At 70.2% G+C, this 20,075-nt stretch carries 12 protein-coding genes and 4 pseudogenes; 4 read left to right on the top strand and 12 right to left on the bottom strand.

The window, feature by feature from the left end; all coding sequences use genetic code 11:
* Positions 1–38 precede the first annotated feature (38 nt).
* The 3 genes from B086_RS0121005 to iolC all read right to left on the bottom strand — a co-directional run bounded on the left by B086_RS0121005 (position 39) and on the right by iolC (position 4,876).
* Positions 39–1,457 (bottom strand): APC family permease, encoded by a 1,419-nt coding sequence (locus B086_RS0121005; protein WP_018568394.1) that lies wholly within the window; start codon positions 1,455–1,457, stop codon positions 39–41.
* A gap of 385 nt (positions 1,458–1,842) precedes the next feature.
* Entirely contained in the window at positions 1,843–3,345 is a 1,503-nt protein-coding gene (gene mmsA, locus B086_RS0121000) for a CoA-acylating methylmalonate-semialdehyde dehydrogenase (protein WP_018568393.1), read from the bottom strand.
* A gap of 580 nt (positions 3,346–3,925) precedes the next feature.
* Entirely contained in the window at positions 3,926–4,876 is a 951-nt protein-coding gene (iolC, locus tag B086_RS0120995; RefSeq protein WP_018568392.1) for a 5-dehydro-2-deoxygluconokinase, read from the bottom strand.
* Positions 4,877–5,207: 331 nt separating this feature from the next.
* Between iolC and B086_RS0120990 the strand changes: the two genes are divergently transcribed.
* The 3 genes from B086_RS0120990 to B086_RS0120980 all read left to right on the top strand — a co-directional run bounded on the left by B086_RS0120990 (position 5,208) and on the right by B086_RS0120980 (position 8,941).
* Complete coding sequence (locus B086_RS0120990) at positions 5,208–5,408, top strand: helix-turn-helix transcriptional regulator (RefSeq protein WP_018568391.1); 201 nt, start codon at positions 5,208–5,210, stop codon at positions 5,406–5,408.
* A gap of 887 nt (positions 5,409–6,295) precedes the next feature.
* A complete protein-coding gene (locus B086_RS0120985; RefSeq protein ID WP_018568390.1) occupies positions 6,296–6,535 on the top strand; it encodes a heavy-metal-associated domain-containing protein in 240 nt (79 codons plus the stop codon).
* Positions 6,536–6,679: 144 nt separating this feature from the next.
* Entirely contained in the window at positions 6,680–8,941 is a 2,262-nt protein-coding gene (locus B086_RS0120980; protein ID WP_018568389.1) for a heavy metal translocating P-type ATPase, read from the top strand.
* A 782-nt stretch (positions 8,942–9,723) separates the two neighbouring features.
* On the opposite strand, the gene B086_RS0120975 is transcribed toward B086_RS0120980, so the two are convergent.
* The 3 genes from B086_RS0120975 to B086_RS44640 form a co-directional block, all read right to left on the bottom strand.
* Entirely contained in the window at positions 9,724–11,013 is a 1,290-nt protein-coding gene (locus B086_RS0120975) for a citrate synthase (protein WP_018568388.1), read from the bottom strand.
* A gap of 313 nt (positions 11,014–11,326) precedes the next feature.
* On the bottom strand, positions 11,327–13,597 hold the full coding sequence (locus B086_RS0120970) for an ATP-dependent RecD-like DNA helicase (RefSeq protein ID WP_078531151.1): 2,271 nt from the start codon (positions 13,595–13,597) through the stop codon (positions 11,327–11,329).
* A gap of 78 nt (positions 13,598–13,675) precedes the next feature.
* Entirely contained in the window at positions 13,676–13,891 is a 216-nt protein-coding gene (locus tag B086_RS44640) for a hypothetical protein (protein ID WP_158690406.1), read from the bottom strand.
* Between the two features lie 134 nt (positions 13,892–14,025).
* On the opposite strand from B086_RS44640, the pseudogene B086_RS42975 reads away from it, so the two are divergent.
* Positions 14,026–14,391 (top strand): annotated as a pseudogene (locus B086_RS42975) (hypothetical protein); the annotation flags it as partial.
* 12 nt (positions 14,392–14,403) lie between these two features.
* On the opposite strand, the gene B086_RS0120960 reads toward B086_RS42975, so the two are convergent.
* The 6 genes and pseudogenes from B086_RS0120960 to B086_RS44635 all read right to left on the bottom strand — a co-directional run.
* Positions 14,404–15,282: a hypothetical protein gene (locus B086_RS0120960; RefSeq protein ID WP_158690405.1), complete on the bottom strand. Its 879-nt coding sequence runs from the start codon at positions 15,280–15,282 to the stop codon at positions 14,404–14,406.
* 384 nt (positions 15,283–15,666) lie between these two features.
* Complete coding sequence (locus B086_RS46105; protein ID WP_324604693.1) at positions 15,667–15,912, bottom strand: SUKH-3 domain-containing protein; 246 nt, start codon at positions 15,910–15,912, stop codon at positions 15,667–15,669.
* A gap of 36 nt (positions 15,913–15,948) precedes the next feature.
* A pseudogene (locus B086_RS45045) lies at positions 15,949–16,410 on the bottom strand (GNAT family N-acetyltransferase); the annotation flags it as partial.
* Between the two features lie 174 nt (positions 16,411–16,584).
* A pseudogene (locus tag B086_RS46265) lies at positions 16,585–16,839 on the bottom strand (pentapeptide repeat-containing protein); the annotation flags it as partial.
* A gap of 165 nt (positions 16,840–17,004) precedes the next feature.
* Positions 17,005–17,790 (bottom strand): hypothetical protein, encoded by a 786-nt coding sequence (locus B086_RS45035; RefSeq protein WP_199785722.1) that lies wholly within the window; start codon positions 17,788–17,790, stop codon positions 17,005–17,007.
* A pseudogene (locus B086_RS44635) lies at positions 17,790–20,075 on the bottom strand (hypothetical protein); the annotation flags it as partial. The gene B086_RS45035 and the pseudogene B086_RS44635, both read right to left, overlap by 1 nt.

Here is a 20,075-nt window from a genome sequence, read left to right as displayed (position 1 = left end):
CGCCGGGCCGTGGCGTCCGGGGCGGGGGCAGCCGGGGGTCAGACCTGTGCGTCCTCCGGGATGGACACCAGCCAGCGGGTGTCGCGGCGCGGGCGGAGGTAGAAGGCCCAGTAGAGGGTGGCGACGGCCATGATGCCGCCGGTCCACAGCAGGTAGGTGACCTCCTGCATGCTGAGGATGTAGGCGAGGACCGCGATCAGCAGCACGGGGACGGCGGGCCACAGCGGCATGCGCCAGGCGGGCGTGTGCCGGTGGGCGCCGCGGCGGGCCAGCAGGGCGGCGACCGCGACGAGCAGGTACATCGCGGTCACGGAGACGCCGGTGACGCCGTAGAGGGTGTCCAGGTTGACGAAGCAGAGGACCGCGCCGGGGATGCCGACCGCGAGCGTGGCGACCCAGGGGGAGCCGAAGCGGCCGAGCTTGGCGAAGACGGTGTTGACGGGTCCGGGCCAGGCCTTGTCGCGGGCGGAGGCGAACAGCACGCGGGAGTTCTGGATGACCATGACGATGCCCGCGTTGATGATGGCGAGGGCCACGCAGAGGCTGACGAAGGTGCCGACGGCGGAGTTGGACCAGGCGGTCACCATCGAGCTGAGGTCGCCGCCGGTGAGCTCCTTGATGTCGGAGGCGCCCATGGTGATGGCGACCACCGGCACCAGGATGATCACGGTGGAGATGGCGAGGGTGGCGAGGACGGTGCGGGCGACGTTGCGGCGCGGGTGCTCCAGCTCCTCGGAGAGGTAGACGGCGGTGGAGAAGCCCTGGGTGATGAACAGGGCGATGGCGAGTCCGGAGACCACCAGCATGGCCGTCACGGTGTCCGTGTGGCCGTCGCCGCCGGCGACCTGCATGGAGACCAGGCTGCCCGCGCCGCGGTGGCTGTGGGCGAAGCCGAGGACGGCGACCACACCGGCGGCGATGACCTCCAGCACCAGGAAGATGCCAGTGATCCAGGCGTTGGCGCGCAGGTCGAGCAGTCCGGCGAGGGTGGCGAGCAGCATCACACCGGCGCCGGTCATCGCCGGGTCGAGGTGCACGATCGGCGCCAGGTAGTCCGCGGTGCCCATGGCGATCACGGGCGGCACGATCATGACGACCAGCAGCGACAGCACGAAGACCAGCCAGCCCGCGAGCCGTCCGGCCATCGTGGAGACCATCGCGTACTCGCCGCCCGCGCTGGGGATGAGGGTGCCCAGCTCGGAGTAGCAGAACGCGACGGCGATGCAGAGCAGCGAGCCGATGGCGATGGTGAGGGCGGTGGCGGTGCCGAGCGAGCCGAACAGGTCGGGCACGACCACGAAGAGGGTGGAGGCGGGGGTGACGCACGAGAGGGTCAGCAGGGTGCCGCCGACGACGCCGATGGAGCGCTTGAGCTGCTGGGGGCTGCCCGTCGTCCCGTCGGGGCTGCCGGTCGCCGGTGCGACGGCGTCGTCGACAGGGCGGAGCGTGTCGGTCATGCGGCGGTTCCGATCGACTCGTGCGTCAGTGATGGGGGCTCGGGAGCGCTATCGCCTCCGGCGGCTTCGGTCGTACGTTCTCGTCATGTCGTCCGCTCCCGGCGCGAGCATGGAATCCCGACGAAAACCGTCCCGTCAATGGCTGTTCACCTTCGGAATCCGCACCTGGGACGGAGCCGTTCACGAATCTGTTTCACAGGCAACATTGCCGTAACACCGTATTCATCAAGCCTGAGCGAATGGTGACCTTGCTTTCCAAGGAGTCTTCCCGGGTAAACCTGCGTCACCCGTTTCCTCCCCCGGACGCGGGAATCGCAGGGCCGGGCGCAAAAAAAGTCGCGGCCGTCCGGTATCCGGACGGCCGCGAAGGGGGCTCGCGTCACGCTCAGTGGTTGCGCGGGAACCCGAGGTCGACGCCGGCCGGGGCCTCGGAGGGGTCGGGCCAGCGGGTGGTGACGACCTTGCCGCGGGTGTAGAAGTGCGTGCCGTCGTTGCCGTAGATGTGGTGGTCGCCGAAGAGCGAGTCCTTCCAGCCGCCGAAGGAGTGGTAGCCCACCGGCACCGGGATCGGCACGTTCACGCCGACCATGCCGGCCTCGATCTCCAGCTGGAAGCGGCGGGCGGCGCCGCCGTCCCGGGTGAAGATCGCGGTGCCGTTGCCGAACGGCGAGGCGTTGATCAGGGACACGCCGTCCTCGTAGGTGTCCACGCGCAGCACGCACAGCACCGGGCCGAAGATCTCGTCCTGGTACGCCTTCGCGGTCGTCGGCACCCGGTCGAGCAGCGACAGGCCGATCCAGTGGCCGTCCTCGTAGCCCTCCACGGTGTAGCCGGTGCCGTCCAGGACGACCTCGCAGCCCTCGTCGGCGGCGCCCTGCACATAGGAGGCGACCTTGTCGCGGTGGGCGGCGGTGATCAGCGGGCCCATCTCGGAGTCCGGGTCGGTGCCGGGACCGATCTTGATCTTCTCGGCGCGCTCGCGGATCTTCTCCACCAGCTCGTCGGCGACCGCCCCGACCGCGACGACGGCGGAGATGGCCATGCAGCGCTCACCGGCCGAGCCGTACGCCGCCGAGACCGCCGCGTCCGCCGCCGCGTCCAGGTCGGCGTCGGGCAGCACCAGCATGTGGTTCTTGGCGCCGCCGAGGGCCTGGACGCGCTTGCCGTTCGCCGAGGCCGTGGTGTGGATGTAGCGGGCGATCGGGGTGGAGCCGACGAAGGAGACCGCCTTGACGTCCGGGTGCTCCAGGAGGCGGTCGACGGCCACCTTGTCGCCCTGGACGACGTTGAACACGCCGTCGGGCAGCCCGGCCTCGGCCAGCAGCTCGGCGATCCGCAGCGCCGCCGAGGGGTCCTTCTCGCTGGGCTTGAGCACGAAGGTGTTGCCGCAGGCGATGGCGATCGGGAACATCCACAGCGGGACCATCGCCGGGAAGTTGAACGGCGTGATGCCCGCGACCACACCCAGCGGCTGCCGGATCGAGGACACGTCCACACGCGTGGCGACCTGCGTCGACAGCTCGCCCTTCAGCTGCACGTTGATGCCGCAGGCCAGGTCGACGATCTCCAGGCCGCGCGCGACCTCGCCGAGCGCGTCGGAGTGCACCTTGCCGTGCTCGGCGGTGATCAGCGCGGCGATCTCGTCGCGGTGCGCGTCCAGCAGCGCGCGGAAGCGGAACATGACCGAGGTGCGCTGCGCCAGCGAGGACTGCCCCCAGGAGCGGTAGGCGTCCCGGGCGGCGGCCACGGCCGCGTCCACCTCGGCCACGGAGGCGAACGCCACCTGGGTGGTGACCGCGCCGGTCGCCGGGTCCGTGACCGGACCGTACGACCCCGAGGCGCCTTCTACGGCCTTCCCGCCGATCCAGTGGTTGACGGTCTTGGTCATGCCGGGTCACTCCTTCGCAGATGGCGGCGTCGGGTCGAGACGTGCCGTTCGTGGGGCTCGCGTGCCGGGACCCGCCGAGGCCGGGGGCGGCCCCGGAAGGGGGCCGGGACCGCCGGTGCGGGGCGCGGCCGCCGTCACATGACCATCCCACCAGCAACGCGCCCGGAGCGCGCCCGACACTGTGTCTGCGGTTCACCGGTCGGCGTAGACACATGTGGGAGTGTCCCCGGCACCGCCGCGGGGCGCGGCAGCGGCGGCGGACCGCAGCAGCGGCGGGGACCTCCGGCGCGGGAGCCGTAGCGGGCGGGGAGTCGTCGCTCGCACTTCGCTCCTGCCAGGGCGAAGCGGTCTCCCGCGCCGGAGGCGATCGATGGCCGGCCGGCGCGCGCTGTCCGGATGGTGTCACCCAACACGCGCTCGCCGCCCGGGGTTTGGCACTCTCCCCCGGCCGGACCGGCAGGTATCTGCACCGTACAACCGGCGGGCGCGGTACGCCGAAGGCCCGCGGCGCCCGGGACCGCGCCCCCGGGCCGGACCTGTCCGGTCCGGACATCCGGGCGTCCGGGCCGGGCCTCCGGGCTCACCGCACCGCGCCCGCCGCGAGGGCCGACTCCACCTCGGCCGCGTCGGGCATCGCGGAGGAGCACTCCAGCCGGGAGGCGACGATGGCCCCGGCGGCGTTGGCGTACCGCATGACGTGCGCCAGGTCCCAGCCGGCGAGCAGCCCGTGGCAGAGGGAGCCGCCGAAGGCGTCCCCGGCGCCGAGGCCGTTGAGCACCTCGACCGGCAGCGGCGGCACCTCGGCGGCGCGGCCCGCGCGGTCGAGGGCGAGCACGCCCGCGGGGCCCTGCTTGACGACCGCCAGCTCGGCCCCGGCGTCCAGCAGGGCACGGGCGGCGGCCCGCGGCTCGCGCACTCCGGTGGCCACCTCCACCTCGTCCAGGTTGCCGACGGCGACGGTGGCGTGCCGCAGGGCCTCGGCGTAGAAGGGGCGGGCGGCAGCCGGGTCGGTCCAGAACACCGGGCGCCAGTCGAGGTCGAAGACGGTGTGCCCGGACCGCGCCCGGTGGGCGAGCGCGGCCAGCGTCGCTGTGCGGCTCGGCTCCTCGCTCAGTCCGGTGCCGGTGACCCAGAAGACCCGGGCGTCCGCGACGGCCGCCAGATCGAGGTCGTGGGCGTCGATCTCCAGGTCGGGCGCCTTGGGGCGGCGGTAGAAGTAGAGCGGGAAGTCGTCCGGCGGGAACACCTCGCAGAAGGTGACCGGCGTCGGCAGTCCGGGCACCGCCGTGACATGGCGGTCGTCGACGCCGAAGCCGCGCAGCGCCTCGTGCAGATAGTCGCCGAACGGGTCGTCCCCGGTCCGGGTGATCACCGCCGTGCGGCGGCCGAGGCGGGCCGCGGCGACCGCCACGTTCGCCGCCGAGCCGCCCAGGAACTTGCCGAAGGTGGAGACGCGGGACAGCGGCACGCCCGTCTGGAGCGGATAGAGGTCGACCCCGATCCGCCCCATGGTGATCACGTCGTACACCATCGGCTCCCCTTCGCGTCGGCTCCCCCGGTTCTAGTGCCGGAGGCGGAAGCCTGTCAATGCTTTGTCCGGACATTCGGACGAGAAGGGAACGTGTGGGGTAAGCCCGGGAGAAGCCCGGGGGAAGTCCGGCGCGCATCTGCCCCGTAAGCAACCTTCCCGTCACACATGTCCCGATTTCGTGACACGGCGGTCACAGCCGTACGACAGGCCCTTGCCGCCGGAGCGCGCGCCTCGTTCACGCGGCACAGGCTCTCTTGATCGCCGGCGCCGCGCCCGGCCCCCCGGCGGCCTTCCGGACCGCCTCCGTGGCGCGCGCGGGGAGGTGCACACCATGACCGACCGAACACTCTGGTCGTACAAGGAGATCGCGGCCCACATCCGGGTGCAGCCCGACACCGTGCGGTCCTACCGCAAACACGGCCTGCTGCCGCCGCCCGACCGGGTCGAGGGCGGGCGCCCCTTCTGGTACGCCGACACGGTGCGCGCCTGGGCGGCGGCCCGGCCGGGCAACCGGGGCCGCAGGTCCGGCTGAGCCCCCGGCCGCCCCGCCCCGGCGCGGCCGGGGTCACGGCCATCGGCTCCACGGGCGGATGCCCGTGCCCCCCCCCCCCCCCCGCGCCCGGCGCCGTTCCCATGACGGCGCCGGGCGCGGCGGGCGTGGCGGGTGCGGTGGTCGCGGCGGGTGCGGCGGGTGCGGCGGGTGCGGCGGGTGCGGCGGGTGCGGCCACCAGGCCGATGGTGGAGGCGGCCAGGAGGCCGGGGCGTACGCGCCGGAGGCGACCGGGCGCGCAGCGGTACCGGGCAGCGTGCGCGGCCATGCCGTGGCTGTCGGGGGGGGTGCCGGCTCCGGAGCGGTGGCGCGGGCCATGAGGACCGGGGCGGTGCCGGTCGCCGAGGACGGCAGGCCGACCCGGACGCGGCGGCCCCGGCGGCGCGGTCCGTCGACGGAGGCGGCGCGGGTGGCGGGCGGGCCGAGCGCGTCCAGGGACGGATGGGCGCCGCGGCGGCGGTCGACTCGCGGACCGCCGCGACGTCCGCCGCGCCGAAGCCGCGCACCGGCTCCGGCGCGCGGCGCCACGTCCACCGCGACCACCGGCGCCCCGGCCCGCTCCGCCGTTCGCGGACCTGCCGGTCGCCCGCCGCGCGGGCGGGGCAGGTGCCGCAGGCGCAGACGAGGGCGGGGTGGTCACCTGTTCGCCAGGCCGCCACTGGGTACCCCTCTTGCCCACCGCCTCGACCACCCCCGGCCCGCTCGCGCCCCGGCGCGTGCGGCGGCGTGACGGCCGGGGCCCGCGCCCTTCCGGTCGTGCGGCCACACCGCGCCACTCCTTTGATAAATACCCCCTAGGGGTATAGTGTCGAATGCAGTGAGCCCCTCTGGGCCACTCCCATCCCGCACACCACGACGAGGAGAGCGACATGACCGCCCAGACCGAGACCCCGGACACCGTCACCACCGTCTACAAGGTGAGCGGCATGAGCTGCGGACACTGCGAGGGCTCCGTCTCCGCCGAGATCTCCGAGCTGTCCGGGGTCAGCTCGGTGAAGGCCGTCGCCTCGACCGGCGAGGTCACCGTGGTCTCCGCCGCCCCGCTGGAGGAGGCCGCCGTGCGCGCCGCGGTGGATGAGGCCGGCTTCGAGCTCGTCGGCCGCGCCTGACCGCCCGGGGGCCGCTCCCCGCGCGCTCCCCGGCCACCCCGACTCGACACGTATCCCTCGACGACACGTATCTCTCGACACCGGGCCGTATCGACCAGCTGATACTGGTTCTGTACGGCCCGGTCCGCTCACTGGAGTACGGACATGACCAGCACCACCAGCACAGCGACACCGCCCGACACCGCCGGGCAGCACTCCGAGGTCGAGCTGCTCATCGGCGGGATGACCTGCGCCTCCTGCGCGGCCCGCGTGGAGAAGAAGCTCAACCGCATGGAGGGCGTGCACGCGACCGTCAACTTCGCCACCGAGAAGGCGAAGGTCAGCTACCCCCGGGGGGTAGCGGTCTCCGATCTCGTCGCGACGGTGGTGAAGACGGGGTACACCGCCGAGGAACCGCCGCCCCCGGAGCCGGAGCCCGCACAGCGGGAGGCCGCGGCGCCCGACGGCGACCCGGAGCTGACGGCGCTGCGCCAGCGCCTGACCGTCTCCGCGCTGCTCGCCGTCCCGGTCGTCCTGCTCTCCATGGTCCCGGCCCTCCAGTTCGACAACTGGCAGTGGCTGGCGCTGACCCTGGCCGCGCCGGTCGTCGTCTGGGGCGGGCTGCCCTTCCACCGGGCCGCGCTCACCAACGCCCGGCACGGCGCGGCCACCATGGACACCCTGGTCTCGGTCGGCACGCTCGCCGCGTTCGGCTGGTCGCTGTGGGCGCTGTTCCTCGGTGACGCGGGGATGCCCGGCATGCACGACGAGTTCCGGCTCACCGTCTCCCGGATGGACGCCGCCTCGACGATCTATCTGGAGGTCGCCTCCGGGGTCGTCGCCTTCCTGCTGCTCGGCCGCTATCTGGAGGCCCGCTCCAAGCGGCGGGCGGGCGCCGCGCTGCGCGCCCTGCTGGAGCTGGGCGCCAAGGACGTCTCCGTGCTGCGCGAGGGCCGCGAGGTCCGGCTGCCGGTGTCCGCGCTGGCCGTGGGCGACCGCTTCGTCGTCCGGCCCGGCGAGAAGATCGCCACCGACGGCACCGTCGTCGAGGGCACCTCGGCGGTGGACGCCTCCATGCTCACCGGGGAGTCCGTCCCGGCCGACGTGACCACCGGGGACACCGTCACCGGCGCCACCGTCAACGCGGGCGGCCGGCTGGTGGTGGAGGCCACCCGGGTCGGCGCCGACACCCAGCTCTCCCGGATGGCGAAGCTGGTCGAGGACGCGCAGAACGGCAAGGCCCAAGTGCAGCGGCTGGCCGACCGGATCTCGGCGGTCTTCGTGCCCGTGGTCCTGGTCATCGCCGTGGGCACCCTGCTGACCTGGCTGCTGGCCACCGGCGACGTCACCGCATCCTTCACCGCGGCCGTCGCGGTGCTGATCATCGCCTGCCCGTGCGCCCTGGGCCTGGCCACCCCGACCGCGCTGATGGTCGGCACCGGGCGCGGCGCCCAGCTCGGCATCCTCATCAAGGGCCCCGAGGTGCTGGAGTCCACCCGGCGCGTCGACACCGTCGTCCTGGACAAGACCGGCACCGTCACCACCGGCCGGATGACCCTCCAGGAGGTGCACGCGGCCGAGGGCACGGACGAGAAGCAGTTGCTGCGGCTCGCGGGCGCCCTGGAACACGCCTCCGAGCACCCCCTCGCCCGCGCGGTCGCGGCCGGCGCCGAGGAGCGCGTCGGGCCGCTGCCCGCCACCGAGCACTTCGAGAACGTCCCCGGGCGGGGCGTTCGCGGGCGCGTGGACGGCCATGAGGTCGTCGTCGGGCGCCTGTTCGAGGAGCTGCCCGAGGAGCTGGCCCGTGCCCGGCGCGCGGCCGAGGAGAACGGCCGTACGGCCGTCGTGGTCGGCTGGGACGGAACGGCCCGCGGTGTGCTGGCCGTGGCGGACGCGGTCAAGGAGACCAGCGCGGAGGCCGTGGCGCGGTTGCGCGCCCTCGGACTGCGGCCGGTGCTGCTGACCGGTGACAACCGGACGGTGGCCGAGTCGGTGGCGCGGGCGGTCGGCATCGACGCCGGTGACGTGATCGCCGAGGTGCTGCCCGAGGACAAGGTCGCGGCGGTACGGCGCCTTCAGGCGGAGGGCCGGACGGTGGCCATGGTCGGCGACGGCGTGAACGACGCCGCCGCGCTCGCCACCGCCGATCTGGGCCTGGCGATGGGCACCGGCACCGACGCCGCCATCGAGGCGGGCGACCTGACGCTGGTCCGCGGGGACCTGCGGGTGGCCGCGGACGCCATCCGGCTCTCCCGGCGGACGCTGGCCACCATCAAGGGCAACCTCGTGTGGGCCTTCGGCTACAACGTGGCCGCGCTGCCGCTGGCCGCCGCCGGACTGCTCAACCCGATGATCGCGGGCGCGGCGATGGCGTTCTCCTCGGTCTTCGTGGTGACCAACAGCCTGCGGCTGCGCAGGTTCCGCTGAGCCGGACCGGCCCGCCGGACGTACCGGTCCCGCCGCGGAAGTGCCGGTTCCGCGGCGGACATACCGGTTGGGAGACGGAAGTGCCGGACCCCCTGGAGTCCGGCGCGCGCCTCACATAAGCTCTTCACAAGGCTCGCGCATCATCCTTACGCTTGGGTCTCGATCGCCATATCAGGGCTCTTGCGCACCTATGGGACATATGCAAGAGACGCATGTCACAGTGATGTGAACGTAACCATCGAAGGGGTTCGAAGGTCTAAGTTTGGCGATGTCAGGAAGCGTCTTGGGGGGCGCCGACTGGCGTCTGGGGATGTCTTGGGGGACTTCCCTGGAACTGCGTTGCCGGGACACGTACGTCGGGAAGCTTTGAGCGGCCCTCCCGGGTGTGCGCTGTCCCGGCACAGCGCGGAGCGGTAACGGTGCGGGCGCCGGTCGGCGCACGCACCGAGACAACTGAGGCAGCAGTACGGCAGTACGAAGAACAGCGGTTCAGGCGCTGGTTTTCTCACAGACGCCCGGCCGGATCCCGTGGGGGGAATCCGATACCGGGACATGGGAAGGCGCCCTGGTCGCCGGCCCGTGGGGGGACTGGCACGCCGGGGCGCCTTCCGCTTCCCGCCGCCCTCTCCTTCCCTCGCCCTCCTCTCCGCTCGGCCCCTTGCCACCTTCCGGACGGCTCCGAACAGCTCCGAACGGCTCCGGACACACGAAGGCCCCGCACCCACCGGCTGACCGGCGGAAACGGGGCCCGGGGCGCAAGGCCCGTGCGGCGAAGCGGCGCCTCAGCGCTCCTCGACCGGGACGAAGTCGCGCTCGACGACGCCCGTGTAGATCTGGCGCGGGCGGCCGATGCGGGACCCCGGCTCCTTGATCATTTCCTGCCACTGGGCGATCCAGCCCGGCAGCCGGCCCAGGGCGAACAGGACCGTGAACATCTCGGTCGGGAAGCCCATGGCCCGGTAGATCAGACCGGTGTAGAAGTCGACGTTCGGGTAGAGCTTGCGCTCGACGAAGTAGTCGTCGGAGAGCGCGTGCTCCTCCAGCTTCAGGGCGATGTCGAGCAGCTCGTCGTCCTTGCCCAGCGCGGAGAGCACGTCGTGCGCGGCGGCCTTGATGATCTTGGCGCGCGGGTCGAAGTTCTTGTAGACCCGGTGGCCGAAGCCCATCAGGCGGACGCCGTCCTCCTTGTTCTTCACCTTGCGGATGAAGGTGTCGACGTCGGAGCCGGAGTCGCGGATGCCCTCCAGCATCTCCAGCACGGACTGGTTGGCGCCGCCGTGCAGCGGGCCCCACAGCGCGTTGATGCCGGCCGAGATGGAGGCGAACATGTTGGCCTGCGAGGAGCCGACGAGGCGGACCGTGGAGGTCGAACAGTTCTGCTCGTGGTCCGCGTGCAGGATCAGCAGCTTGTCCAGCGCGGAGACGACGACCGGGTCGGGCTCGTAGTCGTCGGCGGGGACCGAGAAGGTCATCCGCAGGAAGTTCTCCACATAGGAGAGATCGTTGCGCGGGTAGACGAACGGGTGGCCGATCGACTTCTTGTACGCGTACGCCGCGATCGTCGGGAGCTTGGCGAGCAGCCGGACCGTGGACAGGTCGCGCTGCTTCTCGTCGAACGGGTTGTGGCTGTCCTGGTAGAAGGTGGACAGCGCCGAGACGACCGAGGACAGCATCGCCATCGGGTGGGCGTCGCGCGGGAACCCCTTGTAGAAGTTCTTGACGTCCTCGTGCAGCAGGGTGTGCCGCGTGATCTCGTTCTTGAAGGTGGAGAGCTCGTCGACGGTCGGCAGCTCACCGTTGATGAGCAGGTAGGCCACCTCAAGGAAGGTGGAGCGCTCGGCGAGCTGCTCGATGGGGTAGCCGCGGTACCGGAGAATGCCCTGCTCGCCGTCGAGATAGGTGACGGCGGATTTGTACGCGGCCGTGTTGCCGTAGCCGCTGTCCAGAGTCACCAGACCGGTCTGGGCGCGGAGCTTCCCGATGTCGAAGCCCTTGTCGCCGACGGTGCTGTCGATCACCGGGTAGGTGTACTCGTCGCCGTCGTACCGCAGTACTACAGAGTTGTCGCTCACGTCTTCCCTCACCGACGTAGTGCCTCATCTTCGAGGTGCCCTGACTGTCTCTACCATCCCCCATTTGGCTCAGGAGAGTGCACTCGGGGTCGACCATTGGGCCTATGGGCGGCACTCAGTGCCGCCAACCTGCTCATCCTGCCCCCTCGGAGCAGTGTCGGGAAGTGTTCTGTGACCTTTGCGACTCGTTTGATCGATCATTTTTTGCGCGACGGGCCCGCGCCGGGGGCGGCGACGGGATTTTCCGGGCCAGGAGCGGCCCGTTCGTCAGATTTTGTCGCCCTTCCGGGCCTTCTCTGGCCGTTCTGCGGCTTCAGGCGCCCCGGAGCCGGAAATCCAGCGCCGTGCAGCGGCGTCCCGCCGAGACCGTGCGCACCGCCTGGCCGACGGCCCGGCGCGAGCCGACGAGCACCACCAGCCGCTTGGCCCGGGTCACCGCCGTGTAGAGCAGGTTGCGCTGGAGCATCATCCAGGCGCCGGTGGTCACCGGGATCACCACGGCCGGGTACTCGCTGCCCTGGGAGCGGTGGATGGTGACCGCGTACGCGTGCGCCAGCTCGTCCAGTTCGTCGAACTCGTAGGGCACCTCCTCGTCCTCGTCGGTCAGCACCGTCAGCCGCTGGTCGACCGGGTCGAGCGAAGTGACCACGCCCACGGTGCCGTTGAAGACGCCGTTCGCCCCTTTCTCGTAATTGTTGCGGATCTGGGTGACTTTGTCGCCGACCCGGAAGACCCGCCCGCCGAATCGCTTCTCCGCGAGATCGGGGCGGCCCGGCGTGATGGCCTGCTGGAGCAGCCCGTTGAGCGTGCCGGCGCCCGCCGGGCCCCGGTGCATGGGCGCGAGCACCTGCACGTCCCGGCGCGGATCGAGCCCGAACCTGGCCGGGATCCGCCGCGCCGCCACGTCCACGGTGAGCCGGCCCGCCTCCTCCGTGTCGTCCTCGACGAAGAGGAAGAAGTCCTTCAGACCGTCGGTGAGCGGCTGCTGCCCGGAGTTGATGCGGTGCGCGTTGGTGACCACGCCGGACTGCTGGGCCTGGCGGAAGACCCGGGTCAGGCGCACCGCCGGGACCGGGCTCCGCTCGGCCAGCAGATCCCTGAGCACCTCGCCCGCGCCCACACTGGGCAACTGGTCCACGTCCCCCACGAACAGCAGGTGCGCCCCCGGCGGTACGGCCTTGACCAGCTTGTTGGCGAGCAGCAGGTCCAGCATGGACGCCTCGTCGACCACGACGAGGTCGGCGTCCAGCGGCCGGTCCCGGTCGTACGCCGCGTCGCCGCCGGGCTTCAGCTCCAGCAGCCGGTGGACGGTGGACGCCTCGGCGCCGGTCAGCTCGGACAGCCGCTTGGCGGCCCGGCCGGTCGGCGCGGCCAGCACCACCTTCGCCCTCCTGGCGCGGGCCAGCTCCACGATCGAGCGCACGGTGAAGGACTTGCCGCAGCCGGGCCCGCCGGTCAGCACCGCCACCTTCTCGGTCAGCGCGAGCCGGACGGCCGCCTCCTGCTCGGGCGCGAGATCGGCCCCCGTCCGTCCGCGCAGCCAGCCCAGCGCCTTGTCCCAGGCCACGTCCCGGAAGTGCGGCATCCGGTCCTGCTCGGTACGCAGCAGACGCAGCACCTGCGCGGACAGGGAGAGCTCGGCGCGGTGGAACGGCACCAGGTACACGGCGCTGACGGACTCCGCCGCCTCCCCCTCGGCCGCGGGCACCTTCTCCCGTACGACCCCGGGGTCGCCGCCGTCCTCGTCCGGCTCCGCGAGGGCGGCCAGGCACTCGATGACCAGCCCGGTGTCCACCTGGAGCAGCTTCACCGCGTCGGCGATCAGCCGCTCCTCGGGCAGGAAGCAGTTGCCCTGGTCGGCGGACTGCGACAGCGCGTACTGGAGTCCTGCCTTGACCCGCTCCGGGCTGTCGTGCGGGATGCCGACAGATCGGGCGATCTTGTCGGCGGTCAGGAAGCCGATGCCCCAGACGTCGGCGGCGAGCCGGTACGGCTGGTTCTTCACCACGGAGATCGACGCGTCGCCGTACTTCTTGTAGATGCGCACGGCGACGGAGGTGGACACCTCGACCGTCTGGAGGAAGAGCATGACCTCCTTGATCGCCTTCTGCTCCTCCCAGGCGTCGGCGATCTTCCTGGTCCGCTTGGGCCCGAGGCCGGGGACCTCGATGAGCCGCTTGGGCTCCTCCTCGATGATCCGCAGGGTGTCGGTGCCGAAGTGCTGGGTGATCCGGTCCGCGAAGACCGGCCCGATCCCCTTGACCAGACCGGAGCCGAGGTAGCGGCGGATGCCCTGGACGGTGGCCGGCAGGACCGTCGTGTAGTTCTCGACGTGGAACTGCTTCCCGTACTGCGGATGGGACCCCCAGCGGCCCTCCAGCCGCAGCGACTCCCCCACCTGCGCACCGAGCAGCGCCCCGACGACGGTCAGCAGATCACCGGCGCCTCTGCCGGTGTCCACGCGCGCGACCGTGTACCCGTTCTCCTCGTTCGCGTACGTGATCCGCTCCAGCACCCCTTCGACCACGGCGAACCGCCGCTCACCGTCACCCTGGGCCGCCTGGGTCCCCGCCTGTCGAGCCATGATCCGACGGTACCGGTGGGGGGTGACAGTGGGGGCGGGGCGGGGCGGACCCGGCGGCTCAGGGGCCGCCCCGGGTGATCAGCAGCCGGAGCCGGTTCCCGGGTACGAACCCCACAGCCAGTTGCAGCTGGTCGGGTTGCAGCTGTCGGCGTTGCACTCGAACTCGTACGCCGCTGTCTTCCGGCCGGCCTCGCTGTGCGACGCCCCGACGTAGGAAGCAGCACCGAACCCGAGGGCACCCGCGAGGGCCAGGGCGGCGACGGCACGACGGGTGATGTTTCTCCGTATTTTCATGAACTACAGCATAGCCAGGGGCATTTGGGGACATCCAGAGTTTCGCGGGAGGGGGCTCTTGTCGGACGCGGGCACGAGTTTCGGACGTGGGCGCGACTTACGGCGGCCCGGCTCGTTGATCGTCTCGTACGGAACTGAAGTCCCTGGCTTCCGCCCTGGGAACCATCGACCCCGACAACGCCGCGGTCTTCGTGCAATTCGTCGACTCCTGCCTGGCCGACCCCCAGGCGCAACAGATGTGGAGGGAACTGATGACGGCGATCCAGTACTTCTGGCGGCATCCGCTGGCCGAGCAGGTGCGCGAGGAGGGTGTGGAACAGGGACGGCTCCAGGACCGGCGGGAGATGACGCTGCGCATCATCGAGTGGCGCGGCATCCCCGTGACGGACGCCATCCGCGAGCGGGTGAACACCTGCTCCGACCTCGACCAGCTCGAAGCCTGGGCCCAGCGGGCGGTGCGGGCGGCGGACGCGGAGGAGTTGTTCGCCGGGGAGGACTGACGGAGGTCCCTGTCACTTCGGTTCCGCCCATGGGAGGTACTGGGGGCGGCGGTTCCAGTACCAGGCACGACCGGGTGGCGGGGCCGTCGTAGCCGTCTCGGTGCGGAGGGCGGCGGAGAGGGCGTGCCCGGCGTCGTTCAGCGTCGACGCACGGTACTCGCCGTCCAGTTCCCGCAGTAGCCCGGTGGCTTCGTGCCGTAGGCCGTCGGGGAGGTCCGCCAGGGCCGCCGCGAGTGTGTCGCGCCACGCCAGATCCTCGGCGTACAGGGCTGCGGAGTACCAGCCGCGAGGCGGCCAGCCGCTCCGCAGCCGCACACACAACCGCTCCCAGCCGGCCAACGCTCCGCGAGCTCTCCGCTCCGGCCCGCTCACCGCGCCCGTGGGCAGCACCGCGTCGGTCAGCGGCGTCGGCACCGGAAAGGCGCGCACCACCTCCGGGAGGTGGAGGACGGGCACATGGGGCATGCCGGTGATCGGCGCCTCGGCCGCTTCCACGGAGAATCCGGCCTCCGGGCCACCGGGTTCGGCCACGCGCGCGAGTGTGACCCCGCCGCCGGGCAGAGCGACCCTGTTGATCCAGGGCAGCCCACCGTCCCAGGTGTGGAACACGGGCACGCGGAGCCGCCCGGCCAGGTGGACGGCCAGCGCCTCCCCCGCGGGCCGCCGCTCGACCTCTCGCGCCGCGTACACGCCGAGGACCCATGAGAGGTCCCCGGCAGCGGCTCGGGCGAGGTGCTCGTACTCGCAGGTGACGAGGGCGTCCCAGTTCCGCGACCGCACCTCGGACTGCTCCGAGACGTCGACGCCGGAGACGGGGACGCGGAACGCCTCGGCCAGGATCCGCCGTATCTCCTCGGGAGAGGCCGCGGCCGGGGTCAGGAAGACGTCCATCCGCAGCATGGTGTCAGGTGGCGGACGAGCCCTTGGTGATCGTTGACCGTGTCCGAGGTGATGGCCGCCTTCGGACAGACCGCGGCCGCCCTCCGTGAACGCGTTCACGGCCTGGGCTTTCCCGGCGTCGCGACGTTCTACGTGTGGCACGACGCGCAGGCCGGGCAGCTCCGCCGCTCGACCGGCTCCGTTCCTCCGGTCCTCCGGATGCCCTGCCGTTCGGCGGCGCGTACGCGGCTTGCGACCGCCTCGGTCCGGTCGTCGAAGGGTTCCTGGCCGCCGGCGAGCCGGGGATCGGGCCCTTCGAGAGGACCACTGGGCCCTCACGGCTGCAAAAGATCCAAGAGGCGGCCTCTTCGCAGGGATGAGAGGGATTAGCGGGTCTCACCGAAGAGGTCCTCCGCGTCGGGATACGCCTCCGACCTCAGGAGGCGAGAAAAGGTGTCGAACTCGTCCTTTCCCATGAGGTCCCCCCGGTGTGGTGCAGCATGAAGAATGACCATGCTCGTCCACCAGAACGATGCCGTACTCGGACCGTTCGTATCCCACGGGGAACAGTCGGGTCCCCAGCGCAGCCGCCAACTCGACGATCGCTGCCGCATCTCCGTCGTAGCCAACGGTCGGCTTCATGATCAGGTCGTTCCGCGCGTACGACGAGACGTCCGCACCTGGTGGACGGACCAGGAAGGCGTCGACCGGGTCTTCTGCTTCCAGGGCGAAGCCGTGGCGTTCGTACAGGCGGCGGGCGGGGCTGCCCTGGAGGACGTTCAGGGCGACGGTCTCGCCCTGGGCGTCGGCTCGCCGGAGCAGTGCGCGGAGAACGGCGGAGCCGAGGCCCCGGCCCTGGTGGTGTGGGGCGAGGTAGAAGTGCTCCAGCCACCGCCTGCCGTCGACCGGACGGAAGGTCACACAGCCCGCGAGCGCGCAGCCGGCCTCGATGACCGAGGTGTACCGCGAGGAGAAGGAGTCGCGCAGCCGCTGCCGCACCCGGTGTTCGTCGTAGCGTCCGAGGCGTTCCAGATCGGCGCGCATGACCTCGGCCCGTAGCTCCGCGATCGGCTCGACGTCGGCCGCCCTCGCGGGACGCAGGGTCCAGGCCGTCGTGGGCCTCGCCACCTCGGTTTTCATGGGCGGAGTATGGCACTGCGCAGGCGGGTGCAACCTCGGGAAATCGGAGCGCGCGTGCGTCAGTTGACCGGAACTCCTGCCCCTACCCGGCGGAGGCGACGACCCGGACGAGGACCGCGCCGCTGAGGTCCGCAGACCGGAAGTCCACGGCCGGCAGGGCGGACCCATGAACTGAGTGCCACGGCAGCTGGCTCTCATGGCATCCACGTCACACAGGGAAGACTTCGCCAGATCCGCCCCGTCGAGAACCGCTTCCCTCATGACGGCATCGTCGAGTTCGACCTGCACCAGTGAGGAGCCCGTCAGATCGGCTCTGCTGAAGTCCGCTGCCAGAGCGTACGAGTGGTACAGATCGGCCCCGACGAGCCTCGTACCGATCAGCTTCGCGTCGATGAACGTCGATGAACATCGACTCGGAGAAATCACCATGCGAGAGGTCGGCACCGCTGAGGTTCAGACCGATGGCGTCGAGACCGGCATCCTCGTCCAGCCGTTCACGCAACCGCCGCGCGGCGAACCTGTCGTCCGGAAACCTGGAGAGGGTACAGTCGTCCGTCCTGCTGATCCTTGTTTCCCTTTGCGGACCTTCGATGGCTATCGAGCGCCCGTCAGGCGCTTGGTCACGGATTCGATGAACGCGGCAGCTTCCCGCTCCGAAATCTCCACATGGTCCACATCGTTTTCTCCCAGTTCGTATCGACGCATATACTCCGTAGGCTCCCACCGCAGGTTGCGCGTGAATGCCTCGTCATGTGTTGCGCCCTCCCTTCCGACCTTTCGCCTCCTTACGATGCCGAGCGGGGCGGTGCGAGAGTAACCATCGCCGACCTTGGCGTAGTACGTAATACGACCCGTTGCGTCTTGGTCGAGCGCGTCAAGCGTGGAGGCCTCAAGCGTGAGGAACGGCTCGGCCCTGAGGTTCGACTCAAAATTCCCGTAAGGAATCATCACACCGTAGAGGTCGATGAATTCCTCGACCGAATACCCACCGCCCCTCCCATACATGAGCAGCAGTGGTTCGTACGGATCGGGAAGGTCGGGCAAGCCTTCCGCGTGCGCTGCGTGAAAATCCGGCCACCGCACGGCACCGCGGCACGTTCTCGCAGTCGACGGAGTGGGTACCATACGCATCAGAAATTCATCCAGCTCTCTCTCCACTTCCGGATCGAAGGAGAAAGCCGGATCGATGAACTCTGTGATGTCAAAGAAGGGCCATTCGGCTTGCGCACCATAATTTTCTGCCCAAAGGGCGGAACGGCGCATGAATTCACGCATCAAGAGTGCCCGCGATCGGGTGTGCGCAGTGGCAGTGTCCCAGTCGCCGTACCACTCCACCGTACGCAGACGTTCCAGTACGGTGCGCGACAGTTCGGTACTCACTACAGCTCCAACCCCTTCGAGCGCAATTGCTGGTGAATTGCTTTCACTACATCATCGAGGTTGGACAGGTCATCGGCCAGAACGACCCCAGGGTGCTCCATCCCCAAGGACCTCCAGTGGCGGAACCCCCCGATCTTGTCGTTGGGCGCCAGATCGTGGGCTCCTGCGTCGCGCACATCCTGCGGGAACTGAGGTCGGTAGTACTTACCGTCAGACGGGTCCAACTCCCACAAGTGATCATACTCGCGGATGTACGGGAGGCCCGACTTCATGAGGCTGCTCTCCACGTACTCATGCGCCATGAGGTGCTTGAACTGCTGTACTCCTTCCTCGCTCAGCTTTCCTTCCCTGGCTGCGAACCACAGCTCGCCGATGTCCCTGCGAGGAGTAAAGAGGCCCTTCTTTGTGGTGCCGGGACCGATGGCCACCTCATGCTGGGACCGGAACAAGTGACTCTTCACCTGCCGGAGCACCGATTCGTCGACACCCGTGTTCTTCGAGATAGCGGGCAGCTCCACCCGATTTTCCGTCGACCTGATGTGCTCGTACATCTCGGCTGCGACCACAGAATCCGGGTCATGAATGGGATCAGGCTTCTCCACCCAGCCGGCACCGCTCCAGCCGCCCTGCGGCCCCTCTGTGTACGGACTCTCACCAGGCGATTCCTGGTGTCCGTGTGACGTCCCCTGGCCGTGCCCCGTCGGCTCGACGGAGTGCTCGGGGTCGTGGAGGTCGGATGCCTGGTGATCGTGCGGGGGACCATGTGGCTCGTGCGTAGGAGGCACGGCATGCCCGGCACTCCCGCCGGATTCCCTGCTGATGGCCGGGACAACGTCCGCGGATCCATGGGCGCCGAGCCGGATGTCAGCTGCTCCATGAGGCACCGGTACCCTGCCGAACAGCTCGGTCTGCTCAACTTTGATGGCGGCGAGTTCCTCGGGGGAAACCCCAGGCAAGCGCTCCTTCTCATAGAGGATGTGGCCGTCCATCTTGGCTGTGAAGCTGTCGGCAGTGTGGAACTGCACTTCGAACGCCTGGCCACTGACAGGGTCCCGCCAGGTGGAGTTGATCCCCTTGTATCCCGCCGAGTCCCAAGTGTTCTTGTAGGTGACGTTCTCGAAACCCTTGGCCTGTAGTTCATCGATCGCCTGCTGAACACCATGTGTGTAGCGCTCCACCGGCACCTCCATGGTGTAGCGGATGGAGTCTTTGATGCCTCCCAGAACCTCGTCGGGACGCCTGCCGATGTTCTCGAACAGGTCTGTGGCGAGCTTGCGTTTGAGGGAGTCCGCTCCCTTCAGTCGGTACTCGAGCCCGATGAGCTTCCCCTCGTCGACCCGGCTCGCAACAGACTGCATCGACTGAGTGATGTCAGGTTCGGCCTTCTTGGAACGATCCATGAACTCGTCGGCCACCCGGTTCGCCTCGGGATCGAGATGCAGCCCGTTCTCACCTGCCCACGAGCCGTCCGGCATGGAACCGGAGGGTCCGTCGGGCACGTTCGCCATCGGTCCGTCGAGATCGATGTCCCGTGGGAGGTGCGTGTCCCCTCCGCCGCCGAGGTCGGATTCGTGTCCGTGAGCCCCTCCGTGCGGATCATGGTGATCCACCGTGGAGCCGTCGTGACCGTCCCCGACGTGACTGTCGTGGTGGGGGCGGTCAGCACCCTCGTTGCCGTTGGGGTGTCCCGACGGCGACTCGTGAACGGCTGACGGCTCTGTTCCGTGGTGATGCACGCTGCCATCAGAGGGGTGGCCACCACCGTGAGCCGAGGACGCAGTGGGCCTGCTGTCCCCGATTCCATGCACGTCTCCGAGGTCGTGACTGGTGTTGCTGCCAAGTCGGATGTGTTCACCGGCGTGTTCCGCGGTGTGGGGGGTGGCGCCGACGAGGGCGGGTTCGCGGGTGGGGTCGGAGGTGTGCGGGAGGTTGGTTTCTGCGGTGGGGGGTTTGTGGAGTTCGTCGGCGTGGATGAGGACGTTGCCGTCGCCGTCGACGATGTGCCCGTCCGGGTGCCCGTACAGCGGACCCGTACCGTCCGGAGCCGGCAGGGGGTGGGCGCCGTCGTGGACGACGGGGACGTCGTCGGGGAGTTTGAAGGTGCCGTTCGGCAGTTTTGTGGCTCCCTCGGGGAGGGGGGTGCCCTCGGGGAGGTGGAAGCTGCCGTCGGGGAGCCGGAAGGCGTCCTTGGGGAGGGTGATCGCGTTCTCGGGGAGGGCCGGGATGTCGATCTTGCCGATGCCCTTCAGGGCCTTGGTGATGTCCCCGATCTTCGACAGGCCCGC

The organism is Streptomyces sp. PsTaAH-124 (genome assembly GCF_000373685.1).
Classification (GTDB): Bacteria; Actinomycetota; Actinomycetes; order Streptomycetales; family Streptomycetaceae; genus Streptomyces; species Streptomyces andamanensis.
The sequence above is the reverse complement of the archived record's forward strand: the minus strand, read 5'-3'. Positions and strand labels throughout refer to the sequence as shown.